Source organism: Clostridium cibarium (genome assembly GCF_014836335.1).
GTDB lineage: Bacteria > Bacillota > Clostridia > Clostridiales > Clostridiaceae > Clostridium > Clostridium cibarium.
This window is the reverse complement of sequence record NZ_JACSRA010000027.1, coordinates 37,556-53,242: the sequence shown is the minus strand read 5'-3', so window position 1 is coordinate 53,242 and position 15,687 is coordinate 37,556. Positions and strand designations below refer to the sequence as shown.

The 15,687-nt window shown below is 34.9% G+C and carries 21 protein-coding genes; all 21 read right to left on the bottom strand.

What is annotated here, in order from left to right; all coding sequences use genetic code 11:
• Window positions 1-18: 18 nt before the first annotated feature.
• The 21 genes from H9661_RS15300 to rpoC all read right to left on the bottom strand — a co-directional run bounded on the left by H9661_RS15300 (window position 19) and on the right by rpoC (window position 15,686).
• Entirely contained in the window at window positions 19-204 is a 186-nt protein-coding gene (locus tag H9661_RS15300) for a type Z 30S ribosomal protein S14 (RefSeq protein WP_143316955.1), read from the bottom strand.
• Window positions 205-219: 15 nt separating this feature from the next.
• Window positions 220-759 carry a 50S ribosomal protein L5 gene (rplE, locus tag H9661_RS15295; RefSeq protein WP_143316954.1) on the bottom strand — a complete coding sequence of 180 codons (540 nt, stop codon included), beginning with the start codon at window positions 757-759 and terminating at the stop codon, window positions 220-222.
• Window positions 760-782: 23 nt separating this feature from the next.
• Window positions 783-1,097, bottom strand: a complete 315-nt coding sequence (gene rplX, locus H9661_RS15290) for a 50S ribosomal protein L24 (RefSeq protein WP_143316953.1) — start codon at window positions 1,095-1,097, stop codon at window positions 783-785.
• Window positions 1,098-1,115: 18 nt separating this feature from the next.
• The gene (gene rplN / locus H9661_RS15285; protein WP_143316952.1) at window positions 1,116-1,484 is read right to left on the bottom strand and encodes a 50S ribosomal protein L14; all 369 of its coding nucleotides are present in this window, start codon (window positions 1,482-1,484) and stop codon (window positions 1,116-1,118) included.
• A gap of 29 nt (window positions 1,485-1,513) precedes the next feature.
• On the bottom strand, window positions 1,514-1,768 hold the full coding sequence (gene rpsQ, locus H9661_RS15280) for a 30S ribosomal protein S17 (RefSeq protein ID WP_143316951.1): 255 nt from the start codon (window positions 1,766-1,768) through the stop codon (window positions 1,514-1,516).
• Between the two features lie 22 nt (window positions 1,769-1,790).
• Window positions 1,791-2,000, bottom strand: a complete 210-nt coding sequence (rpmC, locus tag H9661_RS15275) for a 50S ribosomal protein L29 (RefSeq protein WP_143316950.1) — start codon at window positions 1,998-2,000, stop codon at window positions 1,791-1,793.
• Window positions 2,000-2,434, bottom strand: a complete 435-nt coding sequence (gene rplP, locus H9661_RS15270; protein WP_143316949.1) for a 50S ribosomal protein L16 — start codon at window positions 2,432-2,434, stop codon at window positions 2,000-2,002. The genes rpmC and rplP overlap by 1 nt, the downstream gene beginning before the upstream one ends.
• A 16-nt stretch (window positions 2,435-2,450) precedes the next feature.
• Window positions 2,451-3,116, bottom strand: a complete 666-nt coding sequence (rpsC, locus tag H9661_RS15265) for a 30S ribosomal protein S3 (RefSeq protein WP_143316948.1) — start codon at window positions 3,114-3,116, stop codon at window positions 2,451-2,453.
• A 19-nt stretch (window positions 3,117-3,135) separates the two neighbouring features.
• Entirely contained in the window at window positions 3,136-3,471 is a 336-nt protein-coding gene (rplV, locus tag H9661_RS15260; RefSeq protein WP_143316947.1) for a 50S ribosomal protein L22, read from the bottom strand.
• 28 nt (window positions 3,472-3,499) lie between these two features.
• Window positions 3,500-3,778 (bottom strand): 30S ribosomal protein S19, encoded by a 279-nt coding sequence (gene rpsS / locus H9661_RS15255; RefSeq protein WP_143316946.1) that lies wholly within the window; start codon window positions 3,776-3,778, stop codon window positions 3,500-3,502.
• A 69-nt stretch (window positions 3,779-3,847) separates the two neighbouring features.
• Window positions 3,848-4,681, bottom strand: a complete 834-nt coding sequence (gene rplB, locus H9661_RS15250) for a 50S ribosomal protein L2 (RefSeq protein WP_143316945.1) — start codon at window positions 4,679-4,681, stop codon at window positions 3,848-3,850.
• A gap of 61 nt (window positions 4,682-4,742) precedes the next feature.
• The gene (rplW, locus tag H9661_RS15245) at window positions 4,743-5,042 is read right to left on the bottom strand and encodes a 50S ribosomal protein L23 (RefSeq protein ID WP_143316944.1); all 300 of its coding nucleotides are present in this window, start codon (window positions 5,040-5,042) and stop codon (window positions 4,743-4,745) included.
• On the bottom strand, window positions 5,042-5,662 hold the full coding sequence (gene rplD / locus H9661_RS15240; RefSeq protein WP_191769633.1) for a 50S ribosomal protein L4: 621 nt from the start codon (window positions 5,660-5,662) through the stop codon (window positions 5,042-5,044). Before rplD ends, rplW begins: the two co-directional genes overlap by 1 nt.
• A 25-nt stretch (window positions 5,663-5,687) precedes the next feature.
• Window positions 5,688-6,317, bottom strand: a complete 630-nt coding sequence (rplC, locus tag H9661_RS15235) for a 50S ribosomal protein L3 (RefSeq protein ID WP_191769631.1) — start codon at window positions 6,315-6,317, stop codon at window positions 5,688-5,690.
• 81 nt (window positions 6,318-6,398) lie between these two features.
• A complete protein-coding gene (gene rpsJ, locus H9661_RS15230) occupies window positions 6,399-6,707 on the bottom strand; it encodes a 30S ribosomal protein S10 (protein WP_143316941.1) in 309 nt (102 codons plus the stop codon).
• 493 nt (window positions 6,708-7,200) lie between these two features.
• Window positions 7,201-8,394: an elongation factor Tu gene (tuf, locus tag H9661_RS15225; RefSeq protein WP_143318650.1), complete on the bottom strand. Its 1,194-nt coding sequence runs from the start codon at window positions 8,392-8,394 to the stop codon at window positions 7,201-7,203.
• A gap of 171 nt (window positions 8,395-8,565) precedes the next feature.
• Window positions 8,566-10,632, bottom strand: a complete 2,067-nt coding sequence (gene fusA / locus H9661_RS15220; protein WP_191769629.1) for an elongation factor G — start codon at window positions 10,630-10,632, stop codon at window positions 8,566-8,568.
• 78 nt (window positions 10,633-10,710) lie between these two features.
• Window positions 10,711-11,181 carry a 30S ribosomal protein S7 gene (gene rpsG / locus H9661_RS15215; RefSeq protein WP_143318560.1) on the bottom strand — a complete coding sequence of 157 codons (471 nt, stop codon included), beginning with the start codon at window positions 11,179-11,181 and terminating at the stop codon, window positions 10,711-10,713.
• Window positions 11,182-11,327: 146 nt separating this feature from the next.
• Window positions 11,328-11,705 (bottom strand): 30S ribosomal protein S12, encoded by a 378-nt coding sequence (gene rpsL, locus H9661_RS15210; RefSeq protein WP_143318561.1) that lies wholly within the window; start codon window positions 11,703-11,705, stop codon window positions 11,328-11,330.
• Between the two features lie 56 nt (window positions 11,706-11,761).
• Complete coding sequence (locus tag H9661_RS15205; RefSeq protein ID WP_143318562.1) at window positions 11,762-11,998, bottom strand: L7Ae/L30e/S12e/Gadd45 family ribosomal protein; 237 nt, start codon at window positions 11,996-11,998, stop codon at window positions 11,762-11,764.
• Window positions 11,999-12,152: 154 nt separating this feature from the next.
• Window positions 12,153-15,686, bottom strand: coding sequence for a DNA-directed RNA polymerase subunit beta' (rpoC, locus tag H9661_RS15200; protein WP_143318563.1), 3,534 nt, complete (start codon window positions 15,684-15,686; stop codon window positions 12,153-12,155).
• Between the last annotated feature and the right edge of the window lies 1 nt (window position 15,687).

The window sequence follows — 15,687 nt, the reverse complement described above, 5'->3', positions numbered from 1 at the left end:
CTTTCGCTTAACTTAGTACTACCAACTTGCTTTCTTGCAACCAGGGATTTGGCCCTTGTAAGCAAGTTCTCTAAAGCAAATACGGCAAATACCGAATTTTTTAAGTACTGAGTGTGGTCTTCCACATATTCTACATCTTGTATAAGCTCTTGTCTTATACTTAGGTGTTTTGCTCCACTTTTCAATAATAGCTTTACGTGCCACAGTTTTCCCTCCTTATTATTGAGCAAATGGCATTCCAAAGAATCTTAATAATTCTCTTGCTTCTTCGTCAGTATTAGCTGTTGTTACGAAGATAATATCCATTCCTCTTACTTTATCGATTTTGTCGTATTCAATTTCTGGGAATATTAATTGCTCTTTAATTCCTAGAGAATAATTTCCTCTTCCATCAAAAGCCTTACTTGAAACACCTCTGAAATCTCTAACTCTTGGTAGAGCAATTGACATTAACTTATCAGCAAATTCATACATATTTGCCTTTCTTAATGTAACTTTACATCCTAAAGCCATGTTTTGTCTTATCTTAAAGTTAGCTACAGATTTCTTAGCTCTTGTTAATATTGGTTTTTGACCAGATATTAATGTTAAATCACTAACTGCTGATTCTAAAACTTTTTGATTTTCTTTAGCTTCACCAACACCCATGTTGATTACTATCTTTTCAAGTTTTGGAACTTCCATTATGTTTTTATATCCAAACTTTTCTATCATTGCTGGTATAATTTCCTTTTCATACTTCTCTTGAAGTCTTGTCATATTGAGTTACCTCCTTTCAGATCTTAGAATGTTTCGCCGCACTTCTTGCAAACTCTAACTTTAGCTCCGTCTTCTAATAACTTAGTGCTAATTCTTGTAGCTGATTTGCATTTTGTACAATATAACATTACCTTTGAGCTGTTTATTGCAGCTTCTTTTTCTATAATAGCACTTTCAGCTTGATTTCTAGTAGCTTTTTGGTGCTTCTTAACTATATTAACTCCTTGAACAAGGACTCTTCCTGTTTTAGGATATACTTTTAAAACTTCTCCAGTCTTACCTTTGTCTTTACCTGAAATAACTACAACTGTGTCGTTCTTTCTTACATGTACCTTCAAGTAAGCCACCTCCTTCTATTATAGAACTTCTGGTGCTAATGATAATATCTTATTGAATTCCTTATCTCTTAGCTCCCTTGCAACTGGTCCGAAGATACGAGTTCCTCTTGGTTGCTTATCATCTTTTATTATAACTGCAGCATTTTCATCAAACTTAATATATGAACCATCTGCTCTTCTTAAACCTCTTACAGATCTAACTATAACAGCCTTTACTACTTCGCCTTTTTTAACAACTCCGCCTGGTGTTGCACTTTTAACGCTAGCAACTATTATATCTCCAATGTTACCGAACTTTCTTTTAGATCCGCCTAAAACCCTGATACACATAATTTCTTTAGCACCTGAGTTATCTGCTACCTTTAATAAGGTTTGTTGTTGTATCATTGAATTTACCCTCCTTTCAGTCTTAAAGCCTATTTAGCTTTTTCAACTATCTCAACAAGTCTCCATCTCTTATCTTTAGATAATGGTCTAGTTTCCATTATTAAAACTCTATCATTTACTTTAGCTTCATTATTTTCATCATGAGCCTTGAACTTAGTAGTTCTGTTAACAGTTTTTCCGTATAGTGGATGTCTAACCTTAGTTTCAACAGCAACTACAATAGTCTTATCCATTTTATCTGAAACAACTCTGCCAACTCTCTTTTTTCTTAATCCTCTTTCCATTAGGTTTTACCTCCTTCCAGAATTACTGTTGAACCCTTAACTCTTCTTCTCTTAAGATGGTTTTTATTTGGGCTATAGATTTCTTTACTTCTCTTATTCTCATAGGATTTTCTAATTGTCCTGTAGCTAATTGGAATCTTAAGTTGAATAATTCAGCTTTAAGTTCACCTAATTTAGCAACTAAATCTTGAGGATCATTTGCTCTTAATTCTTTAAATTCTCTAGCCTTCATTATTCTTCACCACCCATTTCCTCAAAATCTCTTCTTGTAACAAACTTAGTTTTTACAGGAAGCTTGTGTGATGCAAGTCTCATTGCTTCTCTTGCAACTTCTTCATTAACTCCTGATAATTCAAATAAAACTCTACCTGGTTTAACTACTGCTACCCAGTATTCAGGAGCTCCTTTACCTTTACCCATTCTAGTTTCAGCTGGTTTCTTAGTAACTGGCTTATCTGGGAAAATCTTTATCCAAAGTTTTCCACCTCTTTTGATATATCTATTAATAGCAATTCTGGCAGATTCAATCTGATTGCTTGTAATCCAACCGCAAGTAGTAGCTTGAATACCGAAATCTCCATAAGCTAGGAAATTTCCTCTTGTTGCTTTACCTTTCATTCTACCACGTTGTACCTTACGATGCTTTACTCTTTTAGGCATTAACATGATCTATTCCTCCTTTCTATGCTTGAGCTTCTTCCTTTTCAACCTTTTTAGTTGGAAGTACTTCTCCATTATAAACCCAAACCTTAACTCCGATTTTACCGTATGTTGTGTCTGCTTCAGCAAATCCATATTCGATATCTGCTCTTAATGTTTGTAGTGGAATTGTTCCTTCATGATATTGTTCTGTTCTAGCTATTTCAGCGCCACCAAGTCTACCTGAACAAGCAGTCTTAACACCATTTACGCCATGTTTCATAGCTCTTTGAATTGTTTGTTTCATAGCTCTTCTGAATGAAACTCTCTTTTCTAATTGAGCAGCAATGTTTTCAGCCATTAATTGAGCAGATGCTTCAGCATTCTTTACTTCAACAATGTTTATTAAAACATTCTTCTCACTTATAAAGTTAGTTAATTTTTTCTTTAAAGCTTCAATCCCTGATCCACCTTTACCTATAACAACTCCTGGTTTTGCAGTGTGTATATTTAACTTAACTCTCTTAGCTGTTCTTTCGATTTCTATCTTTGAGATTCCAGCTGCGAAAAGTTCCTTTTTAACAAATGTTCTGATCTTATTATCTTCAACTAGATTATCAGCAAAATCTTTCTTGTTTGCGAACCATTTTGCATCCCAATCTTTAATAACTCCGACTCTAAGTCCATGAGGATTTACTTTTTGACCCACTTATCTTTCCCTCCTTCTTCTAAGCTCTTTCTTTAACAATTACTGTTATGTGGCTTGTTTTCTTAAGAATCTTAAATGCTTTACCATGATCCATAGGTCTGAATCTCTTAAGAGTTGGACCTTGACCAACATATACATCTGATACATACAACTTATCAGTATCAAGTGCAAAATTATTTTCTGCATTAGCAACAGCAGACTTTAACACCTTGTTAATAACTACTGCAGCTTCTCTTGGAGTGTATTGTAAAATAGCAAAAGCTTCTTTAACATCTTTTCCTCTTATTAAATCAGTAACAGCTCCTACTTTAATTGGAGACATTCTTACATATTTAGCTATAGCTTTAGCTTCCATTTATGTTCCTCCTTTCCAGGCTAACTAATTATCTCTTTGATTTCTTGTCTGTGTTTACGTGTCCTCTGTAAGTTCTTGTTAATGCAAACTCACCAAGCTTATGTCCAACCATATCTTCAGATATATATACTGGAACATGCTTTCTACCATCGTGAACAGCAATCGTATGTCCTATCATTTGTGGAAAAATTGTTGAACTTCTTGACCAAGTCTTAACAACCTTCTTTTCTCCACTTGCATTCATTTCTTCAACCTTTTTTAATAATCCTTCATGGACAAAAGGTCCCTTTTTTGTTGATCTACTCACTAACATTGCCTCCCTTCATTAACATCAGGCACGACCAAGCTGTGAAGAGAATCTAGTATTCTCTTCATATTACTTAGCGTTTCTATTCTTAATAATGAATCTATCTGAATACTTCTTATTCTTTCTTGTTTTATATCCAAGTGCAGGTTTACCCCAAGGAGTTACTGGACTTGGTCTACCAACTGGTGACTTACCTTCACCACCACCATGAGGGTGATCGTTAGGGTTCATTACAGAACCTCTTACTGTTGGTCTCCATCCTAAATGTCTCTTTCTACCAGCTTTACCTAAGTTAACTATGTCATTAGTTGAATTAGATACAGTTCCAATAGTAGCTCTACATTCGATTCTTACATATCTCATTTCACCTGAAGGCAATCTTAATGTTGCATAGTTACCTTCTTTAGCCATTAATTGTGCTGAATTACCTGCAGCTCTAACTAATTGACCACCCTTACCAGCTTGTAGTTCTATGTTATGAACTATTGTACCTACAGGGATATTCTTTAATGGAAGAGCATTACCTGGTTTAATATCTGCATCTACTCCAGATACTACAACATCTCCAACCTTTAATCCAACTGGAGCTATGATATATCTCTTTTCTCCATCAGTGTATACAACTAATGCTATGTAAGCAGATCTATTTGGATCATACTCTACTGTTGCAACCTTTGCTGGAATTCCATCTTTATTTCTCTTAAAATCTATAATTCTATATTTTCTCTTAGCGCCACCACCATGGTGTCTAACAGTTATTTTACCTTGTGCATTTCTACCACCTGTTTTCTTTAAAGAAACAAGAAGTGATTTCTCTGGTGAACTTGAAGTAACTTCTTCAAAAGTTGCCATTGTCATCTCTCTTCTTGAAGGGGTAGTTGGTCTAAACTTCTTAACTGCCATTGGTTTTCCCTCCTTTTTACAGCTTATCTGGTGCATCGCACCAATAAATCACTTTAATCGACTATTGTTGTAATCCTTCGAAGAATTCAATTCCCTTGCTTCCTTCAGCAAGAGTAATGATAGCTTTCTTGTAGTCAGCTCTCTTTCCTACATGTACGCCCATTCTCTTAGTTTTTCCCATAGTTCTGATAGTTTGAACGTTAGCTACTTTAACGCCAAAAACTTCTTCAACAGCTCTCTTTATTTGAGATTTATTTGAGTTGATGTGAACTATGAAAGTGTACTTATTTTCTGCCATAGCTGTCATAGTCTTTTCAGTTATAACAGGTTTTCTTATTATATCATGGCTTGTCATTTTCATTATGCGTACACCTCCTCAATCTTTGATACAGCATCTTTTGTCATGATTACTTTTTCAAATTTTAGCAAATCATAAACATTGATGTTGTTTGCAGGTATTACAGCAACCCCTGCTATATTTCTAGCTGATTTGTAAGCTACTTCATCTGATCCAGCAGTTACTATTAATGTTTTCTTAAAACCTAATGTTTTAATCATTTCAGCAACTTGCTTAGTCTTGATAGCTTCAAAAGCTAAATCTTCCATAACGATCATTTCTCCTGCTTGAACCTTACTTGTTAAAGCAGATTTAAGTGCTACTCTTCTCATACTCTTAGGTACTGACACTCTATAATCTCTAGGTTTTGGTGCGAATACAATACCACCTTTAATCCATTGAGGAGCTCTGATTGAACCTTGTCTTGCTCTACCAGTTCCCTTTTGTCTCCAAGGCTTGATTCCGCCTCCTCTAACTTCAGCTCTAGTTTTAGCTGATTGAGTTCCTTGTCTCTTGTTTGCAAGTAATGCAACAACTACTTGATGAATTGCGTTTTCATTTACTTCAACTGCAAAAACTTCTTCATTTAATTGAAAATCACCAACTTGCTTTCCTTCTTTATTAAATAATCCTACTGTAGGCATCCTGCTTCCTCCTTTCTTACAGAAATTAAGCCTTAACTGCGTTTCTTATTACTACTGTACCTTTATTAGGTCCTGGGATTCCACCCTTAATTAGTATTAAGTTCTTTTCAGCTATAACCTTAACTACTTCTAAATTCATTACAGTTGTATTAACTGCTCCCATATGTCCTGGCATATGTTTGTTTTTAAATGTCTTTGATGGATCTGAAGATGCTCCCATAGAACCTGGCGCTCTGTGGAACTTAGAACCGTGTGACATTGGTCCTCTTTGAGCATTCCATCTTTTTATAACACCTTGGAATCCCTTACCTTTAGAAACTCCTGAAACGTCAACTTTATCTCCTGCAACAAATACATCAGCAGTTATTTCTTGACCTACTTCATATTCACTTGCATTTTCTAATCTGAATTCCTTAAGAGTTCTTCTTAATGAAACTCCTGCCTTTACAAATTGACCTTTAGTTGGCTTATTGACTAACTTTTCTCTTATGTCTCCAAAACCTACTTTAATTGCTTCATAACCGTCCTTTTCTATTGTCTTCTTTTGAACAACAACACATGGACCAGCTTCTACTACTGTTACAGGAACTACTTTTCCATTTTCATTGAAAATTTGAGTCATTCCTATCTTTTTACCAATAATAGCTTTTTTCATTATACTTGCACCTCCTAAACTAATTAGCGGATTGCTTTCACAATCATAATAGTTCATTGTCTATTATAAAACTATTTGCTACTAAAGCTTGATTTCGATATCTACACCAGCTGGTAGATTTAATCTCATTAATGCATCAACAGTTTTTGGTGATGGATTAACGATATCGATTAGTCTCTTGTGAGTTCTTATTTCGAACTGCTCTCTAGAGTCCTTATACTTATGAACTGCTCTTAATATTGTAACAACATCTTTTTCTGTAGGTAGTGGTACTGGACCTGCAACCTTAGCTCCTGTTGATTTAGCAGTTTCTACGATTTTTTCAGCAGATTGATCTAATATTGTATGATCAAATGCTTTTAATCTGATTCTAATTTTTTGTTTTGCCATCTTGGTTTCCCTCCTTTTCATGTACGCTTTACTTCGAGCGCACAACAGCGGTTATTCTATAAACTGTTCCTGGTGTTTCATAACACTTAGACAAAATTATAGAATCCCTGTCGTCGGATTCTAGATCCAGACATACTCATCAAGAATTACCCGGAAGTCCGGCAACCTCTTGATTCATCGCTGTTTGCTCTGCAACTTCTTTATTATACTATTTTTAATTATTCTTTTCAAGTTTTTTTCAATATAATATTATTTTTTTATCAGCTATGTTTTTTTATATTATTTTTATAGAAGTAAATTTTGTTTTTTTATTTTGAAATAAACTTATCTTTATTTATTTTAGCAAAATTCAACACTCTTTTTATTATCTCCAAAGTATACTTTTTAATACTCTATATAAAAAAAATAGGAGTAAAGAAATCTTTACTCCTATTTCTACTGAAGGTAAAACTGACGTCTCGTTTTTACCTCCATATTTATATAATCAAGTTAATTATTCTACTATGCTAGTAACAACACCTGATCCTACTGTTCTTCCACCTTCTCTTATAGCAAATCTTAATCCTTCATCCATTGCTACTTGAGTGATTAATTCAACATTCATATCTATGTGATCTCCTGGCATTACCATTTCCATTCCTTCTGGTAACTTGATTGATCCTGTTACGTCTGTTGTTCTGAAATAGAATTGTGGTCTATATCCATCAAAGAATGGAGTATGTCTTCCACCTTCTTCTTTCTTAAGTACGTATACTTGACCTACAAACTTGCTGTGTGGGTGTACTGATCCTGGCTTAGAGATTACTTGACCTCTTTCGATATCAGTTCTTTGTATTCCTCTTAATAATGCTCCTATGTTATCTCCTGCTTGAGCATCATCTAGTAACTTTCTGAACATTTCTATTCCTGTTACTACTGTCTTCTTCTTTTCTTCACTTAATCCTACGATTTCTACTTCGTCTCCTACGTGAAGGATTCCTCTTTCAACTCTTCCTGTTGCAACTGTTCCTCTACCTGTAATTGTAAATACATCTTCGATTGGCATTAAGAATGGCTTATCTGTTGCTCTTTCTGGAGTTGGGATATAGCTATCTACTGCATCCATTAAGTCCATTATGCACTTAGTTGCTTCTGCATCTGTTGGGTTTTCTAATGCTTTTAATGCTGATCCTGTTACTACTGGAATATCATCTCCTGGGAAGTTGTATTCGCTTAATAATTCTCTTACTTCCATTTCAACTAATTCTAATAATTCTGGATCGTCTACCATATCTGCCTTGTTTAAGAATACTACGATATAGTCAACTCCAACTCTTGATGCTAGTAGTATATGTTCTCTTGTTTGTGGCATTGGACCATCTGCTGCTGAACATACTAGTATAGCTCCATCCATTTGTGCTGCTCCTGTTATCATGTTCTTAACGTAGTCAGCATGTCCTGGACAGTCAACGTGCGCATAGTGTCTGTTATCTGTTTGATATTCAACGTGTGCTGTGTTGATTGTGATTCCTCTTTCTTTTTCTTCTGGCGCTTTATCTATTGCTGCATAATCAAATGCTTCAGCATACCCTTTGTTTGCTAATACTGTTGTAATAGCTGCTGTTAATGTTGTCTTACCGTGGTCTACGTGACCAATTGTTCCAATATTTACGTGTGGTTTACTTCTTTCGAATTTTTCCTTTGCCATTGTAAAATTCCTCCTTCATAGCAATCGATATAGAATCTTTTCGAGAATATTATAACTTAAAAAGATTCCAATATCTAGCTTAATCATTCAACTTTAATATTTCACTTATATCAATTAATTACCCAAATAACAGGTACTTAACCATATCAACCAATAGTTGCAGACTTCAAACTACTTCTTTCTTTCTCCAACTATCTTTTCTTGTACGCTCTTTGGCACTTCTTCATAATGATCAAATACCATTGAGTAGTTACCTCTACCTTGAGATCTTGATCTTAAAGTAGTTGCATATCCAAACATTTCTGATAATGGAACGAATGCTCTAATGATTTGTGCACCATTAACAGCTTCCATACCTTCCATTCTACCTCTTCTTGAATTGATATCACCGATAACATCACCCATGTATTCTTCTGGTACAGTAACTTCAACCTTCATCATTGGTTCAAGTAATACTGGATCAGCTTTAGACATAGCATTCTTAAATGCCATAGATCCAGCGATCTTAAATGCCATTTCAGATGAGTCAACTTCATGGTATGAACCATGCACTAACTTAACTTTAAAGTTAATAACATTATATCCTGCTATTATACCGCTTAAAGCAGCTTCTTGTATACCTGCATCGATTGCTGGGATATATTCCTTAGGAATAGCTCCTCCAACAACAGCATTTTCAAATACATACTCACCATCAGTTGGTTCCATTTCAATAACAGCGTGACCATATTGTCCTTTACCACCTGATTGTTTAGCATACTTAGCTTCTGCCTTAACAGGTTTTCTGATTGTTTCTTTGTAAGCAACTTGTGGAGCACCAACGTTACATTCAACCTTAAATTCTCTTTGTAATCTATCAACAATAATCTCTAAGTGAAGTTCTCCCATACCAGCGATAATTGTTTGACCAGTTTCTTGATCAGTCCATGTCTTGAAAGTTGGATCTTCTTCAGCAAGTTTAGCTAATGCTAATCCCATCTTTTCTTGACCAGCTTTTGTCTTAGGCTCGATAGCTACATTTATAACTGTGTCTGGGAATTCCATTGATTCAAGAATAATTGGCTTATCCTCAGTACATAAAGTATCTCCAGTTGTAGTATTCTTTAAACCTATAACAGCTCCTAATTCTCCAGCTTCTAAAGAATCAACTTCTTCTCTATGATTTGCATGCATCTTAACAAGTCTTCCAATTCTCTCTTTCTTACCCTTTGTTGAGTTAAGAACATAAGAACCACTTTCCATTACACCTGAATATATTCTTGTAAATGCAAGTTTTCCTACGAAAGGATCAGTAGCTATCTTAAATGCTAAAGCTGACATTCCAGCTTCATCTGATGCTTCTCTTGAATCTTCTTCTCCATCTAAAGTAGTTCCTTGAACTGGTGGAATATCAAGTGGTGATGGTAAGTAAGCTACAACACCATTAATCATTTCTTGAACTCCCTTGTTTTTATATGAAGAACCACAAATACAAGGATAAATTTCATTTGATATAGTAGCTTTTCTTAATGCCGCATGTAATTCATCAGCAGTTATTTCTTCACCTTCAAGATACTTCATCATTAGCTCTTCATCTGTTTCTGCTATTGATTCAATCATTGAATTTCTGTATTCTTCAGCTTGATCTTTTAAATCAGCTGGAATTTCTTCACGTCTTACATCTTGACCAAGATCATCATAGAATAATATAGCCTTATTATCTATAAGATCTATCATTCCTTTAAATTGATCTTCAGCTCCTACTGGAATTTGTATTGGAACTGCATTAGCTTTTAATCTATCTCTTACTGTATTAATACATCTAAAGAAATCAGCACCAGTCGCATCCATCTTATTTACATAGATCATTCTTGGTACCCCATACTTATCTGCCTGTCTCCATACAGTTTCAGTTTGTGGTTCAACCCCACTCTTAGCATCAAGAACTGTAACAGCTCCATCAAGTACTCTTAAAGATCTTTCAACTTCCACTGTAAAGTCTACGTGTCCTGGAGTATCAATGATGTTTAATTCATGACCTTCCCAAAAACAAGTAGTTGCTGCTGAAGTAATTGTTATACCTCTTTCTTGCTCTTGAACCATCCAGTCCATTGTAGCAGCACCTTCGTGAACTTCTCCTATTTTATGACTTCTTCCTGTATAAAATAAAATACGTTCAGTAGTAGTAGTCTTACCGGCATCAATATGTGCCATTATACCGAAATTACGGAATTTGTCTAACGGAAATTTTCTAGCCATTTACTAGTCCTCCTCTCAATGAGTTATTATTAAATTCGAGAAAACTGTTTTGGTAAAAGAACCAAAACAGTTTTTTCATTAGTATCTGTAATGAGCAAAAGCCTTATTAGCTTCAGCCATCTTATGAGTATCTTCTCTCTTCTTAACAGCTGCTCCTGTATTATTAGATGCATCTAATAATTCTCCAGCTAATCTTTCACTCATAAGCTTTTCGCCTCTTTTTCTAGCTGCTGCTAACATCCATCTGATACCTAAAGTCTGTCTTCTTTCAGCTCTAACTTCTATTGGAACCTGATATGTAGCTCCACCTATTCTTCTAGCTTTAACTTCTAGTAAAGGCATTACATTATTCATTGCTTCTTCAAACACTTCTAATGCATCCTTACCAGTTTTTTCAGCCATTGTTTCAAAAGCTGCGTAGCATATTTTTTGTGCTACTCCTCTTTTACCATCTTCCATTATGCTGTTTATAAGCTTAGTAACAACCTTTGAGTTGTACATTGGATCTGGTAATACATCTCTTTTTGCTATATGTCCTTTTCTTGGCACTTTTCTTCCCTCCTTAACATGATAATTTAAGTTCATCGGTACTCGGTATTACTTTCATACCGCAAAGCGCTAACTTCTTCATCTATATAAACTTAACTTAAAATCTATGTAAATGCTGAAGATAAGCACTACTTTTGGTTAAGAGCCTATTTTGCTTTTGGTCTCTTAGCTCCATACTTTGATCTTCCTTGCATTCTGTTAGCTACTCCAGCGCAGTCTAGTGCACCTCTTACAATATGGTATCTAACACCAGGAAGGTCCTTAACTCTACCACCCCTTATAAGAACAACACTATGTTCTTGTAAGTTATGTCCTACACCACCAATGTATGCAGTAACTTCATATCCATTTGTAAGTCTTACCCTAGCAATTTTTCTTAACGCTGAGTTAGGCTTCTTTGGAGTAGTAGTCTTAACTACAGTACAAACACCTCTCTTTTGAGGACACTCTTTAAGTGCTGGCGCAGTTGAAGTAGTAGTAACTACTTTTCTTCCTTTTCTTACTAATTGGCTTATAGTTGGCATTTCTTCACCTCCTGAATTTTTATTTATCTATTTAAATATAAAAAGATAAAACTTTTTTATAGCATTAATGCAGCAGAAGACTTCACTTCAATTCCGCATAACTTGCCAAGTTCCTTCATTGTTTCAACATACTCTACTTTGATATTACTCTCTGTTGCTAAAACTACTAAGGGTGCGATTAACTTTTCATCTACATCTTTTGCTATATATAAAATATGTCCTTCTCCATTTCTAATGAACTTGGAACATTGTTTTATACCTATTACTTTTTTTCCTACAAGTCTGTCTAACATGGGATCCCTCCTTATATTAAACTCACGAGGACAAAGAAACTAAACTTTATCCTCATGAACTCATGTAGACAATCATACTGTAGTGTAGCTTTAAAAATCACACAACTCGTATTTTATCATTTAAGCATACACATGTCAATAAAATTGCATCATACTATTCTATCGTATTTATATACTCTTCTTCTTCGTTATTATCCTCAACATCTAGCTTTACTGATCTGTATCTCATCATACCTGTACCAGCTGGAATCAACTTACCAATAATAACATTTTCTTTTAATCCCACAAGTGGATCTATTTTTCCTTTAATGGCTGCTTCAGTAAGTACTCTTGTTGTTTCTTGGAATGAAGCTGCTGATAAGAAACTATCTGTTGCTAAAGCTGCTTTTGTTATTCCTAATAGCGCTTGTTCACCGATTGCCTCTTCTCCTCCAAATTCTCTAACTTTTTCATTAGCTTCTTCGAAGTCGAATATATCAATCATTGTTCCTGGTAAAAGATCTGTATCTCCAGAATCTGAAACCTTAATTTTTCTAGTCATCTGTCTAACAACAACTTCTAAGTGCTTATCGTTAATATCAACACCTTGAAGTCTATAAACTTTCTGAACTTCTGAAAGAAGATATCTTCTTGCTCCATCAATCCCTTTAATACTTGCTATATCATGTGGATTAACAGAACCTTCTGTTATTTCATCTCCAGCCTCAATTATTTCATCATTACTAACCTTAAGTCTTGAACCAAATGGTATATCATAACTTTTTTCCTCACCATCAGCATCCATTATGTGTACAGTTCTCTTCTTCTTAGTTTCCTCAACTCTTACTGTACCATTAATTTCGCTTACAATTGCAAGACCTTTTGGTTTTCTTGCCTCAAAAAGTTCTTCAACTCTTGGAAGACCTTGAGTTATATCAGCACCAGCAACACCTCCTGTATGGAATGTTCTCATTGTAAGTTGTGTTCCTGGTTCACCAATAGATTGTGCTGCAATTATTCCAACAGCTTCACCTATATTAATTTGTTTTGCTGTAGCCATGTTCATTCCATAACACTTAGCACACACACCAGTTTTACAACTACATGTAAATACTGATCTAATCTTAACTTTCTTTATACCAGTAGAAGCAATGATTTTTGCCATATTTGGATCAACATAACTGTCATTTGTTGCAATTATTTCTCCAGATTTTTCATCCTTAACGTCTTCGGCTAAATATCTACCAGTTAGTCTTTCTTCTAATCCTTCAATAACTTCGTTACCTTCTTTAATTTCTGATACATACATTCCCTCTTTAGTTCCACAATCTTCTTCTCTAACAATTACATCTTGAGAAACATCTACAAGTCTTCTTGTTAAATATCCAGAATCGGCAGTCTTTAGGGCCGTATCAGCATTACCTTTTCTCGCTCCATGAGTAGATAAGAAGTACTCTGATACATCTAATCCTTCTCTAAATGATGCTCTAATAGGCAACTCAATAATCTTACCTGATGGACTGGCCATAAGTCCTCTCATCCCTGCTAATTGCTTAATCTGAGATTTAGATCCTCTGGCTCCTGAATCTGCCATCATGTAAATAGGATTGAATTTATCCAAACTTTCCATTAAGGCATCAGCAACATCTTCTGTTGTCTTAGTCCATTTTTCGATAACTCTTTCATATCTTTCATCATCTGATATGAAACCTCTTTTATACATCTTCTCGATTTTATCTACTGTTTCATCAGCTTCTTTAAGTAAATCGAACTTAGCTTGAGGTACAATCATATCTGAGGCTGCAACTGTAACTGCTCCAACAGACGAATAATGATATCCTAGTGCTTTAATCTTATCAAGCATTATTGATGTATTAGTAGCTCCGTGTTTCAAATAGCATTTATCTATTATCTTACCTAATGATTTCTTAGTAACTAGGAAATCAACTTCTAAATTAAATTCATCATTATTATTACTTCTATCAACAAATCCTAAATCTTGAGGAATTGATTCATTAAATATTATTTTTCCGACAGTTGTCTTGATTATTCCTGACTTTTTAACTCCATCTACAACTTTAAACAATCTTACAAATATTTCTGAATGAATATCAATCTTTTTAAGTTCATAAGCCATTATCGCTTCTTCTTTGCAATAAAAATGCTTTCCAGAACCCTCTCCATTTTCCTTATCCATTGTTAGGTAATATGAACCAAGTACCATATCTTGAGTAGGTACACAAACTGGTTTACCATCAGATGGCTTTAGTATATTGCTTGCAGCAAGCATTAAGAATCTAGCTTCCGCTTGCGCTTCAACCGATAGTGGTAAATGAACAGCCATTTGGTCTCCATCAAAGTCAGCGTTATATGCTGTACATACTAATGGATGTAGCTTTATTGCTCTACCTTCTACCAATACTGGTTGGAAAGCTTGAATTCCTAATCTGTGAAGAGTAGGAGCACGGTTAAGCAATACTGGATGATCAGCAATTACTTCTTCAAGAACATCCCAAACTGCTGGCATTAGCCTTTCTACCATTCTCTTAGCACTCTTTATATTATGAGCTATACCATCTTCAACTAACTTCTTCATTACAAATGGTTTAAATAATTCAATAGCCATTTCCTTTGGAAGTCCACATTGATACATTTTAAGTTCAGGTCCAACAACTATAACTGATCTACCTGAATAGTCAACTCTCTTACCAAGTAAGTTTTGTCTAAATCTACCTTGCTTACCTTTAAGCATATCAGATAAAGATTTAAGCGCTCTGTTACCTGGTCCTGTTACTGCTCTTCCTCTTCTACCATTATCAATAAGAGCATCTACTGCTTCCTGAAGCATTCTCTTTTCATTTCTTACAATAATATCTGGAGCACCTAAATCCAATAACTTCTTCAATCTGTTATTTCTATTAATAACTCTTCTATAAAGGTCATTAAGATCAGATGTTGCAAATCTACCACCGTCTAATTGAACCATAGGTCTTAAATCTGGTGGGATAACTGGAATAACATCAATAATCATCCACTTTGGATCATTACCAGACTTTTTAAATGATTCAATCACTTCAAGTCTTCTTATTATTCTAATCTTCTTTTGTCCAGTACTTTGCTTCAATTCTCCCTTAAGTTCTACAGATTGTGCTTCTAAATCAATTTCACCTAAAAGTTGTTTTATTGCTTCTGCACCCATTCCAGCTTCAAAGCTTTCTTCACCATACTTATCAGCTGCTTCTCTATATTCTTTTTCATTAAGAAGTTGCTTCTTTAAAAGCGGTGTTTCCTTTGGATCAATTACTACATATGAAGCAAAATATAAAATCTTTTCTAATGCTCTTGGTGACATATCAAGAATTAATCCCATTCTTGATGGAATCCCCTTGAAGTACCATATGTGAGATACAGGGGCTGCAAGTTCAATATGCCCCATTCTCTCTCTTCTTACTTTTGCTTTAGTAACTTCTACGCCACATCTGTCGCAGACGATACCCTTATATCTTACTCTTTTGTACTTACCACAGTGACATTCCCAGTCCTTCATAGGTCCAAATATTCTTTCGCAGAATAAACCATCTCTTTCTGGTTTTAAAGTTCTGTAGTTAATTGTCTCTGGTTTCTTTACTTCTCCTCTAGACCATTGTCTAACTTGCTCTGGAGAAGCCAACCCAATTTGCATTGCATCAAAATTATTTAATTCAAACAAG